The organism is Prochlorococcus sp. MIT2309 (genome assembly GCF_059772305.1).
The window spans coordinates 1,127,941-1,142,615 of the sequence record NZ_CM186282.1; the positions used below are offsets into that span (position 1 = coordinate 1,127,941).

The following is a 14,675-nucleotide window of genomic DNA, read 5'->3' on the forward strand; positions in this document are numbered from 1 at the left end:
AATGTTTGATCATAATTTTATCTAATTAGATTCCATACCTCAAGTACCTGACGAGCTAAAGGCAAAGCATGTACCGAACCACCCCCAGGAGTATTCTGAGCAAAAGCAATAACCACTATCTCGCTGGCTTCAAAGGGGGCAAAGCACGCAAACCAAGCATGATCTTCTCCACCACTACTATCTTCAGCGGTGCCAGTCTTTCCTGCAACCGGAGGTAAGTCAGGAATATTGAAATTAATCATCATACCTGTACCTCTAGCCACAACTTGTCGTAATCCATTTCTAATTGTCTCAATGGTCGAAGATGCAAATTCAACTTTTTGTCGATATGGGGCTTTTTCCCAATCTTTATTACCATCAACAAAATGAGGTGTTACTAGATATCCACCGTTAGCAAAAACCGCATAAGCTCTCGCCAATTGTAATGGGGTCACTTGTACGACAGATTGTCCTATTGAAGCACTAGCAATATCCTCAGGTATCCATGGAGTTGTTCCGGGTTCTGCCCACCCTCTACCATTTTCAGCCCAGACAGAATTACCTACTAATCCTTTACTTTCCTCAGCTTTAAGTTCTACTCCTGTAAATTGATCAAATCCCAATTTTTTAGCAGCTTTATACAATTCATCAGAACCAGAACCAAAACCAACTTGATAGAAAAAAGTATTACTTGAAACTCTATAAGCATCCTCATAACCAAGAAGGCCAAAACCCTTTTTATTATGTTCAGGAAAACAATGACTGCCATAGGGAATACATGGAAACGTGTTCAGTGTCACTTCGGGGGGGAATTTGCCACTCTCAAGTCCTGCAGCACCTGTAACTATCTTCCATGTGCTACCAGGGTCATATGCATTTAAAGCTCGACTCAAAAAAGGCAAATTTTTAGTGGAAAAAGTCTCGTCATACTCCTTTTGGGAAGTATGTTTTCTAACAAAAAAATCTGGAGGATAAGTTGGTTTACTTGCAACAGCCAGTAAAGCTCCGGTATTAGGATTTAATGCCACAATGGCACCCGCAGAGATATTTTCTAATGCCTTTTCAGCAGCCTTTTGAAGTGCTAAATCAATAGTTAGTTTCAGATCTTTACCTGCCTCTGGTGACTTAAAACCCAAACTTCTTTGAAAAGCTCCCTCTGAATCAACTTCCAACATCTCACCACCCCACTGCCCTCTTAAATGTGTTTCATAGGCTGCTTCCAGGCCAGCTCTTCCTATTCGATCATTTAATAAATATCCTTTTTTAGATAATTTATTGTATTCACTATTTGTGATTAATTGAGTATATCCAAATGTATGGGCTGCCAAAGATCCATAGGGATAACTTCTTACAAATTCTTGATTCAAACTTATCCCAGTAAGATGATTTTGCTGCTCTTTGATTTTTATAATATTTTGGTCAGACAAATCACGAATTAATGTAATTCTTAAATCACTCTTTTGTACTCCTTTTGAATAAGAAATATCTAAATTTCTAGCATCAATATTTAACAGATTTGATATTTTGTCCCTATAGGAGGGCCATAATTTAGGAGGAACAATTGAAGGATCTAAAAGAAGAGAATAAGATAATCTATTATCAACTAATATTTTTCCTGAATTATCCAAAAATCTGCCTCTTCGCGGAGGAGATGCAATTAATCTAATTCGATTTTCGTCTGACAACTTGCTGTAGTAACGACCTTGCAAAATCTGTAAAAAAAATAATCTGGCTATTATTAATACAAATGTAGATGTCAATAAAATCAGAAAAACTTTTGGCTGACTGCGAGTTTTAATTTTTTTTTTATTTACTTGCTTTGAAGAAAATGCACTTTTCATATGACTTGATTAATCTAATGATTCAATATTTGACTTATCTTCTAACAAATTATCTAAGGTATTTAAACGTTTATCAATTCTATCAAGCACAGACAACAAAGATTCAAGATCAATACTATCAGAATCATCATCAAAGGATGTATCAACTTTGACCTCAACAGAAACAACTGGATTACCAAGACCAGGAATGATCAAATCAAGCTGATCACGAAAGGATTTTGCAGCATCCTCGCCCTCATCTTTCAAGACTTTTAGAAATTGCTCCTCAGAGGTTAAAACATCAAGTAGATCCCTTGGACCGCCTTTTTTAAGCTTATCAAAAATTGCCAAGCCTACTGGGAGCACCTCCTGCATAAAAGTAAAACGAGCTTCTTCTATCAAGTCTTCGGGCATAAATAAAATGAATCACATAACTATTTAATAACATTTTGTTGGTTGGGCGCGAAAAATGGGGTGCAACTATTATTTGAAATTCCTATAGACCAACCCAAGCAACCCGCAAAGATCAAACTTGCCATGAATGGAACAAAAGCTTGTTGCGTTGTCTCTAAACCTACCCATTCTCTCCATGACCTGATAAATCTCTCTCGAGCAAATCTTTGCCTCTCTCTTCGAAGTTGACTAGACCTTCGTCGAAAGGTCTTATCAACCCAACGCTCAAATGCTAGTTTCTTAGTGACAGCCATTTTTCTCTCTATTTCAAGCATATGACTAGCATTCAATTCAGGATGATATGTACTTATCAAATCAAGGGTTTTTAGAAACATTTCAACTGCTCCATCCTTCACTGCTGCTTGATCATCTTCTAAATAATTCCAATCCAGCTCAGGATAAAACCTCCCTCTATTCATTGCTATTTGCTCTTCAGTGAGTTGACCAGGCTCTCGAAGCCACCTGTCTGTATTACTATCAAATCTACGCCAATATAAAAAAGGGTTTATGTATATGACTTTATCTGCGATTTTTATACTGTCATTTTGAAGACGTCGATTAAGCTGTAAATCAGCTTGTTGAACTACCGTCAATTTGATTTATGCTATTAAGCCAGATTATCTAAGTTAGAAAAATAAACCAGTCCAAATTTAGAAAAAAATCAGCATTTTAAGTTAACTATTAAATATGGACACAAGCAAGGTTCCGTGATTTTTTATGCCTGTAGGAAAAATTAAAGCTTTTTAAAAATAATTTAATTCCGCGAGATTCAAAATTTCACGACACCATGCTCCTGGTAATGTCTTAATCCAATTAATTGAGGATTCATCTCCTAACTTTATTAATTGATTTTTGTCGCTACAGCTACCAGTAAGATCGCCATTTTTCCACTTCGAATACGCTCTATTACTCAAGATCGAAATAGAATTGGGACGTAAATTAAGGGCAGTATTATAATCCCTAATTGCAGAATCATAATTTTTAATTTTCTTAAATAAATTACCACGATTAAAGTAAGCTTCAAATTGTTGGTCATCATTTTTGATAAATTTTGAGTAGTCATTCAATGCACCATATAAATCATTAATTTTATTTTTTGCATACCCTCTTTTAAGCAATATTGTAAAATTTTTAGGATTCAGTTGAAATGATTTATTGAAGTCACTAATGGCACCATTATAATCTTTTAAAATTATTCTTAATTCACCTCTTTTTAAGTATAAATTAGGATCCATATCACTAATTTCTATTGCTTTATTATAATCTTTGGACGCTGACTTATAATTTCTAAGCTTCATACTTAAATTAGCTCTATTGAGGTAAGCAAGTGGCTCTTTAGCTCTCAATTTAATAACTTTAGTATAATCAGAGAAAGAACTATCATAGTCACCTAACTTTTCATATGTGACTGCTCTATTATAGTAAGAATTAACATTATTTGGCCTGGACTGGATAATCTTATTAAAATACAAAATAGCGTTTTTATAGTCCTTATTTTTATAATTTTCAACTGCCTTTGCATGAAAACTTTGAAGCACATGATCCTTTGAAAGAACATGAACATGAGGACAAAAAATTAAAATCGAAAAGAAGGATAGCTTGATGAGCTGTTTAAAAGCATGCATAATTATTGAATTAAATCTATATAATAAACTTTAACAATAATTTATGAATAAACAAGTAGTTGAGCATTTAAAGTTTTCATAAAATTTATAAAGTCAAATTAATTTCTACTAAATGATAGTTTATAAAAAAATTTTTAATTTAAATAGTTTAATTGCTACCTGATCCTGAGTTCAATTTTAAATATGAAAGATGCTTGATTGACTTATACATATTTATATTCAACTTGATACCCTATAAATTTACTATATACGAAATAAATAACTCTCTACTAAAAACATGAATATCTAAAAATTCATATGATGAATAATTCCACAATATCACCATAAATTATTAGGTCAATCAAAAGGCACAATCGCACTTACCTATTCTACACGCCATAATTAAATACCCTTTCGACTTAGGGGGCTTATTAGAGAAAAAAGTCATTCCACTCAAACCAAGATTTTCTCCTTGACACTTCATTATCCCAAAATTATGAAAGTTTTTTTTATCTTTATTTCAATTTATTTGGCTCTTGTATCCCCCTTACCATCACAAGCCTCTTTTGCAGAGTTAACCCCTTGTGTCGAGATTAATCATTGTGTAAAAGAAGAATGGAATGTTGAAAATATAAATGAACCTTTGAATAAAACTCAAAAAATTCTTTCAAACACTCCAAGAACAGAATTAGTTGAAATTAAGGAAAATTATCTACATGCTGAGATTACTAGTCGAATTATGAAGTATGTAGATGACTTAGAAATTAGTTATAGCCCAAATACTAAACGATTGATAGTTAGATCAGAATCTAGAGTTGGTGATGGAGATTTTGGGGTCAATCAAAAGCGAGTGGACTTGTTAAAAAGTGAATTATTGAAGTAAAAGTTTGATTTGCAATAATGGCTTTTTCTTCAAAAATTTCATGAATTAACCAGTTCAGACAAATCAATCAACAAAGGGGTTGCAAAAAAGACTCCGATGAGTAAAAATACTACCGTGAGGAGTATGGATCCTCTGCAGTGGAAACAAGGAAACACTTGCGCCAGATCCAAAAAACCGCCTTTTCCAAGAAAGGCGGTTTTTTATTGTCTAAAACCTCCTGCAACTCGAAAGAGAAATCAATGAGATTTTACAAAAGGCTATTAAGGCACTTATGGGAAGAAAAAATTATTGGAAATATTTAGAATCTATATCACCCTACTAATATAATTTTTACTCTACAAATTTATTATCTCAGAAAATTAATCAATCATCTTTGTCGTGAATATCTCCAGAAAAGGGTTGAGTACCAATTTCTGGTGGTGGATTATTTTCAAAATCATCCACTAAAGCATCTGCCTCACTTGTGAATAGTTTACTGAACCACTGCTTGGTTGAGATGATCGCGGTCCAAATTTTGTCTCTTTTCCTAGTCATAAAAATATTGCTATTGTGTTTGAATAGTACTACTTTTATTGACTCTTAAGAAAAAACTTATTAAAACCAATTAACTTCTCAGTATTGCTCGATGCTTTTTGAAAAGTGGAAGAAGTAATGCTAAATATCATTTCAATAACTCTATTAATGAAAATTAGACAGAGAAAACACCTTTTGCGCAGTCTCTCTGAAACTGTCGGAACAACACTACCTCTGATTGACCTCAGTAGTTTTTGGTTATTTAATCTCTTTACAGCTAAAGTAAAACATATTACTTCTAAAATAACTACATTATTGATGGATTAGTTATCATCGAGATCCATATTTAGTAAAAATACTCTGGTATTTTTACCCCTAGTTTTAGGCACTAAAATAAGTTATAAAAGAATTAGGAGTCAACGCACTTCCTTAGGTCTGGAGTGATGGACTCAAAGGGGGCGACCAAAATCTCGCCCCCTTCTTCATGAAATGTGCTTTTTTAATATTACAAAGTATCTAATGCTTAGAGCAAATAAGTTATGAATATTTTCTCTATAAAAACATTCAAAATATCTCAGTATAGAATTAAAACCAAAGGCACATTAACACTTAAGGCAGAAAAAAACTCTATGATCAAGTATCTATTTTGTAAAAATATTTAATTAAGAAGTTGATGCTATTACTAGTCAAAAGTTTCTACCATAGATGATATAACCCAATTGAAGGTTGGATAATTGACAATATTTTATGAAAAATTAATCATAAAGACGTTATGTATAAGTGAATTTGAAAGAAGGTCTGATTACAAAAGGGCAAGAAAATTCTTGCTTTAATAAATTGATAGAAACTTTGGAAATTGCAGTGATTAGTATAGTTATGTGAATTGATTCATAAAATTTTTTTCTTTTTAGATATTTTAGGAATTGATTAGAAAATAATGAGCAGAACGACACTTTAAAAAAGAGTTCTAAGGTAGAGAAAGATACCTTTTACTGCTACAAGCAGAAAATTTTTTGGCAGAAAGAATTTAGGATTTTTTTCCTATAGATATTTTTGAATAGAAGGAGCAGGTATAAATCAAAGCACTATTGGATGAAGATAAGTGGACTATTGATCTCAATTCCTTAGAAATAATTCCTCAATCGGATTTTAATTTACGTTCTCTACGGGTAATGAAATCAAATATTCGACAACTTAAATATTCCCCAAGCAAAGAAGCATTGGATTGGAGGTGGAATCAATTCAATAATAAATGACTTCCTGGAATGAATAAAGTTCGCTAAAAGAGATATAGAAACATGATCAATTCATACCTTTTCTTCCCAGGTGGCACATTACTGATAAATCTAATTCGATGGGCAAGAAAATTGGATTATCTGCACTAGCAATGATCTTTTTGATAGGAACCGTGAGTGAATTGCTTCTATTAGCAATTATTGGTTTAGGTGGTTATTGGGCATATAAGTTTCTATCTAAAAAGTGAGATTTTTATTTAACTGTCCACTTATTCTTGGATACTTAATTCTTGTTCCTATGTTGCAGCTTCTCATCAGTTTGTCTTTCCCTAGTGACAAAAGGTGCAGACAGGAGTAGAAAAAAATAACAGAACAACCCCTCACACAATAGTTCTGTTGTAAAAAGCACTCGACTTGGCGTAAGTAGGGTGCTTTTTTAATGGTTGGCTTGAGAGAATTGGCACATGTGACAGTTGAAGAACTCAAATACTCAACATTCCTCTTGTCGTAACCTTGATTATCTTTGATTAGTGAGGAGTTGAGATCCTCCGCAGTGGAAACAAGGAAACACTTGCGAATGATCTTCTAAAAGACCTGCTTTAGGGCAGGTTTTTTTGTGTCCATTTAGATTTCAAAAAGCAAAAACCTAAATAAATCAATAGAACGGTATTCTCCACAAATTTTTGAGAGTGTTTAACCAATCAATCAATTAGGTTGAAGGAGTAACTAATTTTTTTTTAATGACTGAAGAAAATAAAAAAAGCAAAACAAAATGCGGTGGAAAAGGCAAAGCGATGTTTGCTTATGGACTTATTCAACTAGGTTCTAGTGTTGTTTCTGCTGTCGCACTTGCTGCAATCGCCTTGAGTTTTTGTTCTGTGAAACAAGAATCAAAAGTATTCAACGAATGTGTTGAAGAGGTTCAAGCGACTGGTAAAAGTTCTTCCGATGCAGTTCGCTTCTGCAATGGTGGAAACTAGTGGTTAGGTCTAAAAGTTTATTAAACTAATTAACTTATCAACATAAAAGGGGTGAATTAGGTCTCACCCTTTTTTATGTCTTTAGATTTTCCAATAAACGTCCCACTCAATGTGCAATTCTGACTGCGATAAAGAGTAATAGAAACCTCTCCATTTCTTTTCTGAATTTGCGTCAGTTGTACTCAATGAGACCATTAGATCTATTACCTCTTCTTGGCTAAAGGATGTTCCGTTATTTAATTGAAAGATCAATCTTTATCCCTCGTATAAAAAACGACCAACTTCCCTAATCTATAACCTTTGAAGACGAGAGCAAAAAATCCGTAGTAAAAAAATGCCGTTGTGAAAAAATAAACTAATAGGTTAATGCGATTTTAATGAATTATTCTCAAGACCCTGAAATAGAGGCAGCAAGTTCATTAGTAAATGCTGCTCTTCAAGAGTTTTATGAACAAGGTGAAAAGAGCACTAAAAACCCTTATGAAGGAATGTCCTACGTCGCAAGTGTGGTTCTGAAAAATCTAGTAGCAGGAAAGGTAATTTTATGGAAAGTGAAAGATCAGAACAGGCAGTTCCATTGGTGGTGTGAAACTAAAAAAGGTGAAGTTATTGATCTGACTAGCAAGCAATATTCATTGAATAACATTGGTACGCCTTCGTCTGGAATAGCATCAAATCTAAAAGAACAAGGTAGAAGAACTGGGTTTGCTACTCAAAAGAAAAAAGAAGAACATTTGATGGCAATTATTGAAGAGATGCAGAAAAAGTAAAGTAGGCAAAGAACTGGGCAGTTATTTTTGTGCCTTTTCCAGAGTGGTCTAATGATATTTCCACCTCCACAAATTATTTTTGGATTACTGCTTTTAAGCACAGCATTAGTTTTCATTTTTGATATCAAATACAACCCATTCGGAAACAGTGAAGACGACATTTAATTAGGAATTTTTTCGGATGCAGACCCTTTGTGGAATTGATTAGAAAAGGTACAGCAGAACAACTCCTTACCAAAAAACGTTCTGTAAATGAAGAGAGGGACTCAAGGTCGCTGAAGCAGCAGGGTCCCTTTCTTAATGCAATTTAAATGAATGAAATCAATCTCCTTTATCGTGAAAATCTCCTGAATAAGATTGAGGTCCTATCTGTGGTGGTGGATTATTTCCGAAGTCATCAACTAAAGCATCTGCCTCACTTGTAAAAATTTAGTGAACCATTGCTTAGTTGCAATAATTACTGTCCAAATCTTGTCTCTTTTTCTGGTCGTAGATATACCTCAAAAGTAGTAAGGGGGCGAGATTTTGGTCGCCCCCTTTGAGTCCATCACTCCAGACCTAAGGAAGTGCGTTGACTCCTTAGACTGTATTACTACTACTGAATGGGAATTGCTATGGGTAAGAACACCAAAGTATTTCTACATTTGGGTTCTCTGTATAGATATTTTCTAATAAAGAGAGTAGACATAAATCAAGAGTCATCGCACTCTCGAAGATATTAAAAAAGGAAAATGTGCATTGACTCTTAGGAGGCATCTCACACCTCCTGATGTGAACAGAGTCACCTTTCGTGCGGTCTCTGCAATGGTCGGAAAAACCCAAACCCCTGATTGGTTTCAGGGGTCTTTCTTTGTGCGGTAATCAGAGTTAATACTTTAGGGTTTTTGTCCTATAGATTTTTTAGATTAGGAGGAGTAGATATAAATCAAGGCACTATTAGGAGGTCAAACCATGTCATGCGGTAACCCTTTTAAACATGCAATCGAAGACGTAAAGGAAACATTCTCTAAATCTTGTGGAGTTCCTATGCAAGGGAACGATTGGTGCGATCTGGTTTCGAATTATGAAACTGATTTTGATGAGGTTGATTACGAGAATGAATGTTTGCAGTTTGGCAACTGCTCAATTGAATATTAAAAAACACTGAACTAACAGAAGGTCTAAATTATGCAAGCAACACGTAGTTTCAGATCCAATGGGTCGAATACTCTCTCATCGATCTTTCTTTGGTTTTCTGTACTTTTAATCTCACTTGGAACACTTCCACACCTTGTTCCTTATTACTTTCAGTTGAAATATTGAGGGAAAAAGGATGATCCTCGATCTTCTCAAACTCACTCTAAGAAAGCACAAAGATTATTGGGTGGTTGGTTAAACAGGAGTTTTTTCTCATGTTCATCTGATCTTGGTTTGTTATTAATGAATTAGGAGTCACAGCACCTTCTGTGGGTTAAAGTTAAATAAAGAATGGGAATTTAGTTCAGTCAGTTGAGTGCTTGACTCAAAGGGAGCGACCAAAATCTCGCTCCCTTCTTTAATGGAAAAAATAGGTGGCTTGACCTAGTGGACAAATATAGTACGCTTGTATTAGTCTTATCCCCATCACTGAAACGGCAAAGGAAGCACGAGGTGAGCATCGTGCTCTTTGCCTCTTCTCACAAGGAGAGCCAAGATGGGTCGAATTAAAACACCAAAAGTTGTTGCTGCCATTGAAGCACTTGAGCATCCAGAAGAGTGGAGTTATTTCACTAATCTGGAATTGGTAAAGTCCAGAGGAAGTTCAGTTTGTCTTACATGTGAATACTTCACTTATACGTGCGATAAATCATGCGTCACTCTTTTGACTTGTCCTCTTCACCAACGTCTGATCCCTCAAGGTGAACATCTCACAAAGCGTTGCCTGAATTGGCAAAAGAAGAGGGTATTACAAATTGGATGGTGTCCAGAAGTTGCCTAAAAAAAACAAAAATTATTTCCTCAAAACCAATAAATTTAACTACCACTGCAGACTCTGTGATGATGTCGTGCATCATTGCTTCAATGGCAATTTTTTATGCCCTCTCAACTCTTCTTTCGATTTTAAAGAAAGGAATATTTGTTAATCAGAAATCGGTGCTGATGCAAAAGACCAATAGCGAATTGAGGACAATGCTGGTTGGCATAGAAAAAATTTCCAAACTCAATAAAAAACAATTAGTCGATTTAGTAATAGAAAAAAATGAACTTTTTGGATACTAAGAATTTCTCATTGCGTAGATAAGTCGTAAAAATATTCTTAGAAACTGTTCCATCAAAAACAACCACGAGTGTAAAGAAAACAAACTTTCTACGATGTATATACAGAGAAGGTGACAGGGGAACTAACGGGGAACATCTGTTTTTAATCTATAACTACGTTTTAGTAGTCGATATTATTCCCACTCAATTGTTCCTGGCGGCTTACTAGTTATATCTAATACAACTCTATTGACTCCATCAACTTCATTCACAATTCGATTAGAAATTTTCTCAAGGATTTCATAAGGAACCCTTGACCAATCAGCAGTCATACCATCCTCACTTGATACGCACCTAACGACAATAGGCCAAGCATATGTCCGCTGATCTCCCATAACACCAACAGAACAAACAGGCAAAAGAACGGCAAACGCCTGCCAAATTTCATGATACAAACCTGCTTTAGTTATCTCCTCTCTAACAATTAAATCTGCGTCTCTAAGACAATTAAGTTTTTCATAACTTACCTCTCCAAGAATTCTTATTGCTAATCCTGGTCCCGGGAAGGGATGTCTACGAACTATCTCATTTGGTAAGCCTAATAATTTTCCAACTTTTCTAACTTCGTCCTTAAATAATTTTCGTAAGGGTTCTACCAACTTGAACTGAAGATCTTTAGGTAAACCTCCAACATTATGATGGCTTTTAATTTTTACTGCTATACGTTCTCCAGTTTTAGGGTCAACATTTGTGCCTGAACTTTCGATAACATCAGGATATAAAGTCCCTTGCGCCAGATAGTCAAAGGGTCCCAATCGAAGACTCTCTTCTTCAAAAACTCTAATAAATTCGGTTCCAATAATTTTTCTTTTTTGCTCAGGATCAGTAACTCCCTTCAATTTTGAGATAAACCTTTCTCGGGCGTTAATGTATTGAACATTTATGTGAAACTTTTTATCAAAAAATTCCATAAGGAATTCTGGTTCACCTTTTCTCATAAAGCCCTGATCAATAAACATGCAGGTCAACTGGTTGCCAATAGCTTTATGAAGTAAAAAAGCTAGAGTAGAAGAATCCACTCCGCCCGATAACGCGAGTAAAACTTTCTTATCGCTTACTTGATTTCGCACAAGCGCTATTGCTTCATCAATAAATTTGTTTGCCGTCCAATCTGGTTCACAACCGCATATGTGATACACAAAATTTCTGATGAGAACCATCCCATATTCCGAGTGAACCACCTCAGGATGAAATTGAACACCATAAAAATTTCTAGCATGGAGTCCAATAGCGGCATTGGAAGTATTAAGAGTGTGCGCTAAGGGAATAAAACCGGTTGGCAACTTGGATACATAATCCCCATGACTCATCCACATTGTTGATCCATTTTGGACATTTGTTAACAGGGCGGTTGGATCATCAACTTTCAAAGGTGCTTTACCATATTCAGCTTTACCATCTGCCACTTGAACAGCACCTCCCAACTGATGCACCATTAATTGCATTCCATAGCAAACCCCAAGAATTGGAATATTCAAATCCCATATCAGTGGATCAACCTGAGGAGCGTTCTCGTCATAAACGGATTTTGGCCCACCACTTAAAATTATTCCTTTTGGAGCTATCTCTTTTAATTCAGAAGCAGAGGTCGAGTAACTCATGACGAGTGAGTAAACTTCTGTTTCACGAACACGCCTTGCTATTAGCTCCGAATATTGGGAACCAAAATCAAGTATCACTATTCCAGGTTTCCGCTCTGTTTTATTCTGGATTGGATCAGACATATTTATAGAAAGTCAAAATATCCTTATCCGTAAGCCTATATACAAATTAAACTAAATATTAGTAATTAATTTTAAATGCCGAACTTGTTTTCGAGCATTGGGTCCTAACCAGTTTAGATTTCTCCTCCTATCAAAGAGTGCCGCACCTATTCTTATAGAAGAGTCATGATATCGATTCACATATTCTGAACTTTTTTTCTCAATGTGCAACGAGAGGCTATTCCAAAGTCTTTGGGTAAGCTCAAGATCAAAAGATGAGAGTTTGAGAAATGCATCCTCTACTGAGGTTGCTGTTACTATATCTTGGATAACCGGTAGTGGAATTTTCTCAAGTAATGCAAAGTAAGTAAGAATCTCTAATCGTCCATCGGCTAAATGATTATGCGTATGAAAAATTCCACCAGCTAATTTTATCAACTTCCCATGGTAACCAAAAAGGAGCAGATTCTTTACACCCTCCTCTGAGGCTGCAACAAGTAGTGGACCAATCCAATTACCAACTTTTAATATAATTTCTTTTTTTACTCCAAGTTCTTGAGCAAGGCTTAAACCGTTTTCTCCTAAAACTAAAACTAAATCTCCTGAAAAAAAAGATTGCTTTACTTTCAGGCGCAAATTCTCAATAGTATTTTTTAATTGATCTGGAGAGGCACTTATTTGTACTTCAGCCTGCGTCCCTATCAAAGAAAGGCCATCAACTATGCCAAAAGAACTATTACTAGTTTTTGTTGCGAGATATTTCCCTTTGGGAATGATTACCTCAAGACTTAAAAAAGATTTTTCAGGTAACAAAGGTTTAAGGTTTTCTTCAAAAAGTTCAAAACAAAATTGCGAAACTGATGGTTGATTTGTCGATTGAATTATGCCGACCCCTTCTCCAGCAACAAGATTTAACCAACCATTTCTTAAGTTCATTTTTTTTTGATTTTTAATTGTATTTATTTTTTGAATCTGAACTATTACGATAAGCTCCATATCTCTTGTGATATCCAGTACGTACCCTGAGTCACAAAAAGTTATTGCTAGAGCCTGTTGGCCATTGGAAAACAAAGTCGCTGAGCGAACAGGAATCTCCACAAATTGAGTTGATCCCCTAATTCGAATTTTTTGGCCAGAAACAAAGCTATTGCCCAATAAAATGGTTGTCGCTGCTTTTGCTGCAGCAGTGACCCAAACCGGGAGAGTAAATCCTGACGTAACTGTAGAAAAATGATTAATAACTGGAAAAACCTCTAAATTCATTCTTAATATGTCTAATTTTGCACCCTCTGGATATGAAGGACAAATTAAGCCTAATGATTCCTGGGCCAACTCCAGTACCTGAGAGAGTGCTAAAAGCATTAGGTCAGCACCCTATTGGGCATCGAAGTCAGGAATTTCAGGAAATAATAAATATATGCCATCAACTTCTCAAGTGGTTGCATCAAACAAAGCAAGACGTCCTGACAATCACAGGAAGTGGAACCGCTGCTATGGAAGCAGCAATCATAAACACGCTGAGCTTTGGGGACAAAGTTATTTGTGGTTCAAATGGAAAATTTGGTGATCGATGGATCAAGGTTGCTAAAGCCTATGGTCTGGAAGTAATAAAAATTGAGGCAAACTGGGGTGAACCTCTCGATACAGAAAAATTCCGTGAAATATTAGAAGCCGATAAAGACAAAACCATTCGAGCAGTAATAGTTACTCACTCAGAGACATCAACAGGAGTTTTGAATGATTTAGAAACAATTGCCAAACATGTTAATAATCATCAGAGAGCAATAACAATTGCAGATTGCGTTACTAGTCTTGGAGCCTGTAATGTTCCCATGGACGAATGGGGTATTGACGTTATTGCCTCAGGCTCTCAAAAGGGTTACATGATGCCCCCTGGATTGAGTTTTGTAGCAATGAGTGAAAAAGCTTTAGCAGCATCAAGTAAATCTGATCTGCCAAAATTTTATTTAGATTTAAATTCCTATCGCAAATCTTTAAGTAAAAATAATACTCCTTATACTCCCTCTGTAAACTTATATTTTTCTTTAAAAGCATCACTAGAGATGATGCAAGATGAAGGCTTGGTAAATATTTTTAATAGACATGAAAAGCATAAAAAAGCAGTCCAAAAATCAATGAAAGCAATTGGTCTTCACTTATTTGCAAATGAAAATTTTGGAAGTCCAGCAATCACAGCTTTGTATCATAATGATATTGATGCAGAAGAACTTCGTAAAAAAGTAAAAAATAGATTTGATATCCAGCTAGCAGGAGGACAAGATCATCTGAAAGGTAAAGTATTTAGAGTCGGACATCTTGGTTTTGTTAATGACAGAGATATTTTAGGAGCGGTTGCAGCAATTGAGGCGTGTGTGCAAGAACTCGGGAAAAATTTTGCCCCTGTAGGAACTGGTACAAATGCTGCTCTATCAGTACTCAAATAAATTTTCAAAAATAT

At 35.3% G+C, this 14,675-nt stretch carries 17 protein-coding genes; 9 read left to right on the forward strand and 8 right to left on the reverse strand.

Translation table 11 applies throughout. The annotated features are described in order from the left end of the window. Positions 1 to 17 precede the first annotated feature (17 nt). The 4 genes from mrdA to AC6EJA_RS06245 all read right to left on the reverse strand — a co-directional run bounded on the left by mrdA (position 18) and on the right by AC6EJA_RS06245 (position 3,877). Positions 18 to 1,820: a penicillin-binding protein 2 gene (mrdA, locus tag AC6EJA_RS06230; RefSeq protein ID WP_498501804.1), complete on the reverse strand. Its 1,803-nt coding sequence runs from the start codon at positions 1,818 to 1,820 to the stop codon at positions 18 to 20. 9 nt (positions 1,821 to 1,829) lie between these two features. Beyond that, the gene (locus tag AC6EJA_RS06235; protein ID WP_498501805.1) at positions 1,830 to 2,213 is read right to left on the reverse strand and encodes a hypothetical protein; all 384 of its coding nucleotides are present in this window, start codon (positions 2,211 to 2,213) and stop codon (positions 1,830 to 1,832) included. 20 nt (positions 2,214 to 2,233) lie between these two features. Next, positions 2,234 to 2,845 (reverse strand): DUF8672 family protein, encoded by a 612-nt coding sequence (locus AC6EJA_RS06240; protein ID WP_498501806.1) that lies wholly within the window; start codon positions 2,843 to 2,845, stop codon positions 2,234 to 2,236. Between the two features lie 150 nt (positions 2,846 to 2,995). Then, on the reverse strand, positions 2,996 to 3,877 hold the full coding sequence (locus AC6EJA_RS06245; RefSeq protein WP_498501807.1) for a tetratricopeptide repeat protein: 882 nt from the start codon (positions 3,875 to 3,877) through the stop codon (positions 2,996 to 2,998). A 475-nt stretch (positions 3,878 to 4,352) separates the two neighbouring features. Here AC6EJA_RS06245 and AC6EJA_RS06250 point away from each other — a divergent pair, with 475 nt between their 5' ends. Then, positions 4,353 to 4,739 (forward strand): DUF1499 domain-containing protein, encoded by a 387-nt coding sequence (locus AC6EJA_RS06250; RefSeq protein ID WP_498501808.1) that lies wholly within the window; start codon positions 4,353 to 4,355, stop codon positions 4,737 to 4,739. A 363-nt stretch (positions 4,740 to 5,102) separates the two neighbouring features. Here the strand turns inward: AC6EJA_RS06250 and AC6EJA_RS06255 are convergent, their stop codons facing one another. Next, positions 5,103 to 5,273: a hypothetical protein gene (locus AC6EJA_RS06255; protein ID WP_498501810.1), complete on the reverse strand. Its 171-nt coding sequence runs from the start codon at positions 5,271 to 5,273 to the stop codon at positions 5,103 to 5,105. 1,067 nt (positions 5,274 to 6,340) lie between these two features. On the opposite strand from AC6EJA_RS06255, the gene AC6EJA_RS06260 reads away from it, so the two are divergent. From AC6EJA_RS06260 to AC6EJA_RS06270, 3 genes are all read left to right on the forward strand, one after another. Next, positions 6,341 to 6,508: a hypothetical protein gene (locus AC6EJA_RS06260; protein WP_498501811.1), complete on the forward strand. Its 168-nt coding sequence runs from the start codon at positions 6,341 to 6,343 to the stop codon at positions 6,506 to 6,508. A gap of 98 nt (positions 6,509 to 6,606) precedes the next feature. Beyond that, a complete protein-coding gene (locus tag AC6EJA_RS06265) occupies positions 6,607 to 6,735 on the forward strand; it encodes a hypothetical protein (protein ID WP_498501812.1) in 129 nt (42 codons plus the stop codon). Between the two features lie 492 nt (positions 6,736 to 7,227). Beyond that, positions 7,228 to 7,467, forward strand: a complete 240-nt coding sequence (locus AC6EJA_RS06270) for a hypothetical protein (RefSeq protein ID WP_498501813.1) — start codon at positions 7,228 to 7,230, stop codon at positions 7,465 to 7,467. Between the two features lie 81 nt (positions 7,468 to 7,548). On the opposite strand, the gene AC6EJA_RS06275 is transcribed toward AC6EJA_RS06270, so the two are convergent. Beyond that, on the reverse strand, positions 7,549 to 7,719 hold the full coding sequence (locus tag AC6EJA_RS06275) for a hypothetical protein (protein ID WP_498501814.1): 171 nt from the start codon (positions 7,717 to 7,719) through the stop codon (positions 7,549 to 7,551). A gap of 125 nt (positions 7,720 to 7,844) precedes the next feature. Here AC6EJA_RS06275 and AC6EJA_RS06280 point away from each other — a divergent pair, with 125 nt between their 5' ends. From AC6EJA_RS06280 to AC6EJA_RS06295, 4 genes are all read left to right on the forward strand, one after another. Continuing rightward, complete coding sequence (locus tag AC6EJA_RS06280) at positions 7,845 to 8,237, forward strand: YunG family protein (protein WP_498501815.1); 393 nt, start codon at positions 7,845 to 7,847, stop codon at positions 8,235 to 8,237. 951 nt (positions 8,238 to 9,188) lie between these two features. Continuing rightward, on the forward strand, positions 9,189 to 9,374 hold the full coding sequence (locus AC6EJA_RS06285) for a hypothetical protein (protein WP_498501816.1): 186 nt from the start codon (positions 9,189 to 9,191) through the stop codon (positions 9,372 to 9,374). A gap of 535 nt (positions 9,375 to 9,909) precedes the next feature. After that, positions 9,910 to 10,194 carry a galactose oxidase gene (locus AC6EJA_RS06290; protein WP_498501817.1) on the forward strand — a complete coding sequence of 95 codons (285 nt, stop codon included), beginning with the start codon at positions 9,910 to 9,912 and terminating at the stop codon, positions 10,192 to 10,194. Continuing rightward, positions 10,143 to 10,475: a hypothetical protein gene (locus AC6EJA_RS06295; protein ID WP_498501818.1), complete on the forward strand. Its 333-nt coding sequence runs from the start codon at positions 10,143 to 10,145 to the stop codon at positions 10,473 to 10,475. The genes AC6EJA_RS06290 and AC6EJA_RS06295 overlap by 52 nt, the downstream gene beginning before the upstream one ends. Before the next feature lie 173 nt (positions 10,476 to 10,648). On the opposite strand, the gene guaA is transcribed toward AC6EJA_RS06295, so the two are convergent. Together guaA and cbiD are read right to left on the reverse strand one after the other, a co-directional pair. Continuing rightward, entirely contained in the window at positions 10,649 to 12,238 is a 1,590-nt protein-coding gene (guaA, locus tag AC6EJA_RS06300) for a glutamine-hydrolyzing GMP synthase (protein WP_498501819.1), read from the reverse strand. A gap of 51 nt (positions 12,239 to 12,289) precedes the next feature. After that, positions 12,290 to 13,480, reverse strand: coding sequence for a cobalt-precorrin-5B (C(1))-methyltransferase CbiD (gene cbiD / locus AC6EJA_RS06305; protein WP_498503563.1), 1,191 nt, complete (start codon positions 13,478 to 13,480; stop codon positions 12,290 to 12,292). A 32-nt stretch (positions 13,481 to 13,512) separates the two neighbouring features. Here cbiD and AC6EJA_RS06310 point away from each other — a divergent pair, with 32 nt between their 5' ends. Next, on the forward strand, positions 13,513 to 14,661 hold the full coding sequence (locus AC6EJA_RS06310; protein WP_498501820.1) for a pyridoxal-phosphate-dependent aminotransferase family protein: 1,149 nt from the start codon (positions 13,513 to 13,515) through the stop codon (positions 14,659 to 14,661). Positions 14,662 to 14,675 lie beyond the last annotated feature (14 nt).

Coding starts and splice junctions, on each gene's coding strand:
- mrdA (WP_498501804.1), bottom strand. CDS start 1,820: ATGAAAAGTGCATTTTCTTCAAAGCAAGTAAATAAAAAAAAAATTAAA.
- AC6EJA_RS06235 (WP_498501805.1), bottom strand. CDS start 2,213: ATGCCCGAAGACTTGATAGAAGAAGCTCGTTTTACTTTTATGCAGGAG.
- AC6EJA_RS06245 (WP_498501807.1), bottom strand. CDS start 3,877: ATGCATGCTTTTAAACAGCTCATCAAGCTATCCTTCTTTTCGATTTTA.
- AC6EJA_RS06250 (WP_498501808.1), top strand. CDS start 4,353: ATGAAAGTTTTTTTTATCTTTATTTCAATTTATTTGGCTCTTGTATCC.
- AC6EJA_RS06255 (WP_498501810.1), bottom strand. CDS start 5,273: ATGACTAGGAAAAGAGACAAAATTTGGACCGCGATCATCTCAACCAAG.
- AC6EJA_RS06265 (WP_498501812.1), top strand. CDS start 6,607: ATGGGCAAGAAAATTGGATTATCTGCACTAGCAATGATCTTTTTGATA.
- AC6EJA_RS06270 (WP_498501813.1), top strand. CDS start 7,228: ATGACTGAAGAAAATAAAAAAAGCAAAACAAAATGCGGTGGAAAAGGC.
- AC6EJA_RS06280 (WP_498501815.1), top strand. CDS start 7,845: ATGAATTATTCTCAAGACCCTGAAATAGAGGCAGCAAGTTCATTAGTA.
- AC6EJA_RS06285 (WP_498501816.1), top strand. CDS start 9,189: ATGTCATGCGGTAACCCTTTTAAACATGCAATCGAAGACGTAAAGGAA.
- AC6EJA_RS06290 (WP_498501817.1), top strand. CDS start 9,910: ATGGGTCGAATTAAAACACCAAAAGTTGTTGCTGCCATTGAAGCACTT.
- guaA (WP_498501819.1), bottom strand. CDS start 12,238: ATGTCTGATCCAATCCAGAATAAAACAGAGCGGAAACCTGGAATAGTG.
- cbiD (WP_498503563.1), bottom strand. CDS start 13,480: ATGAATTTAGAGGTTTTTCCAGTTATTAATCATTTTTCTACAGTTACG.
- AC6EJA_RS06310 (WP_498501820.1), top strand. CDS start 13,513: ATGAAGGACAAATTAAGCCTAATGATTCCTGGGCCAACTCCAGTACCT.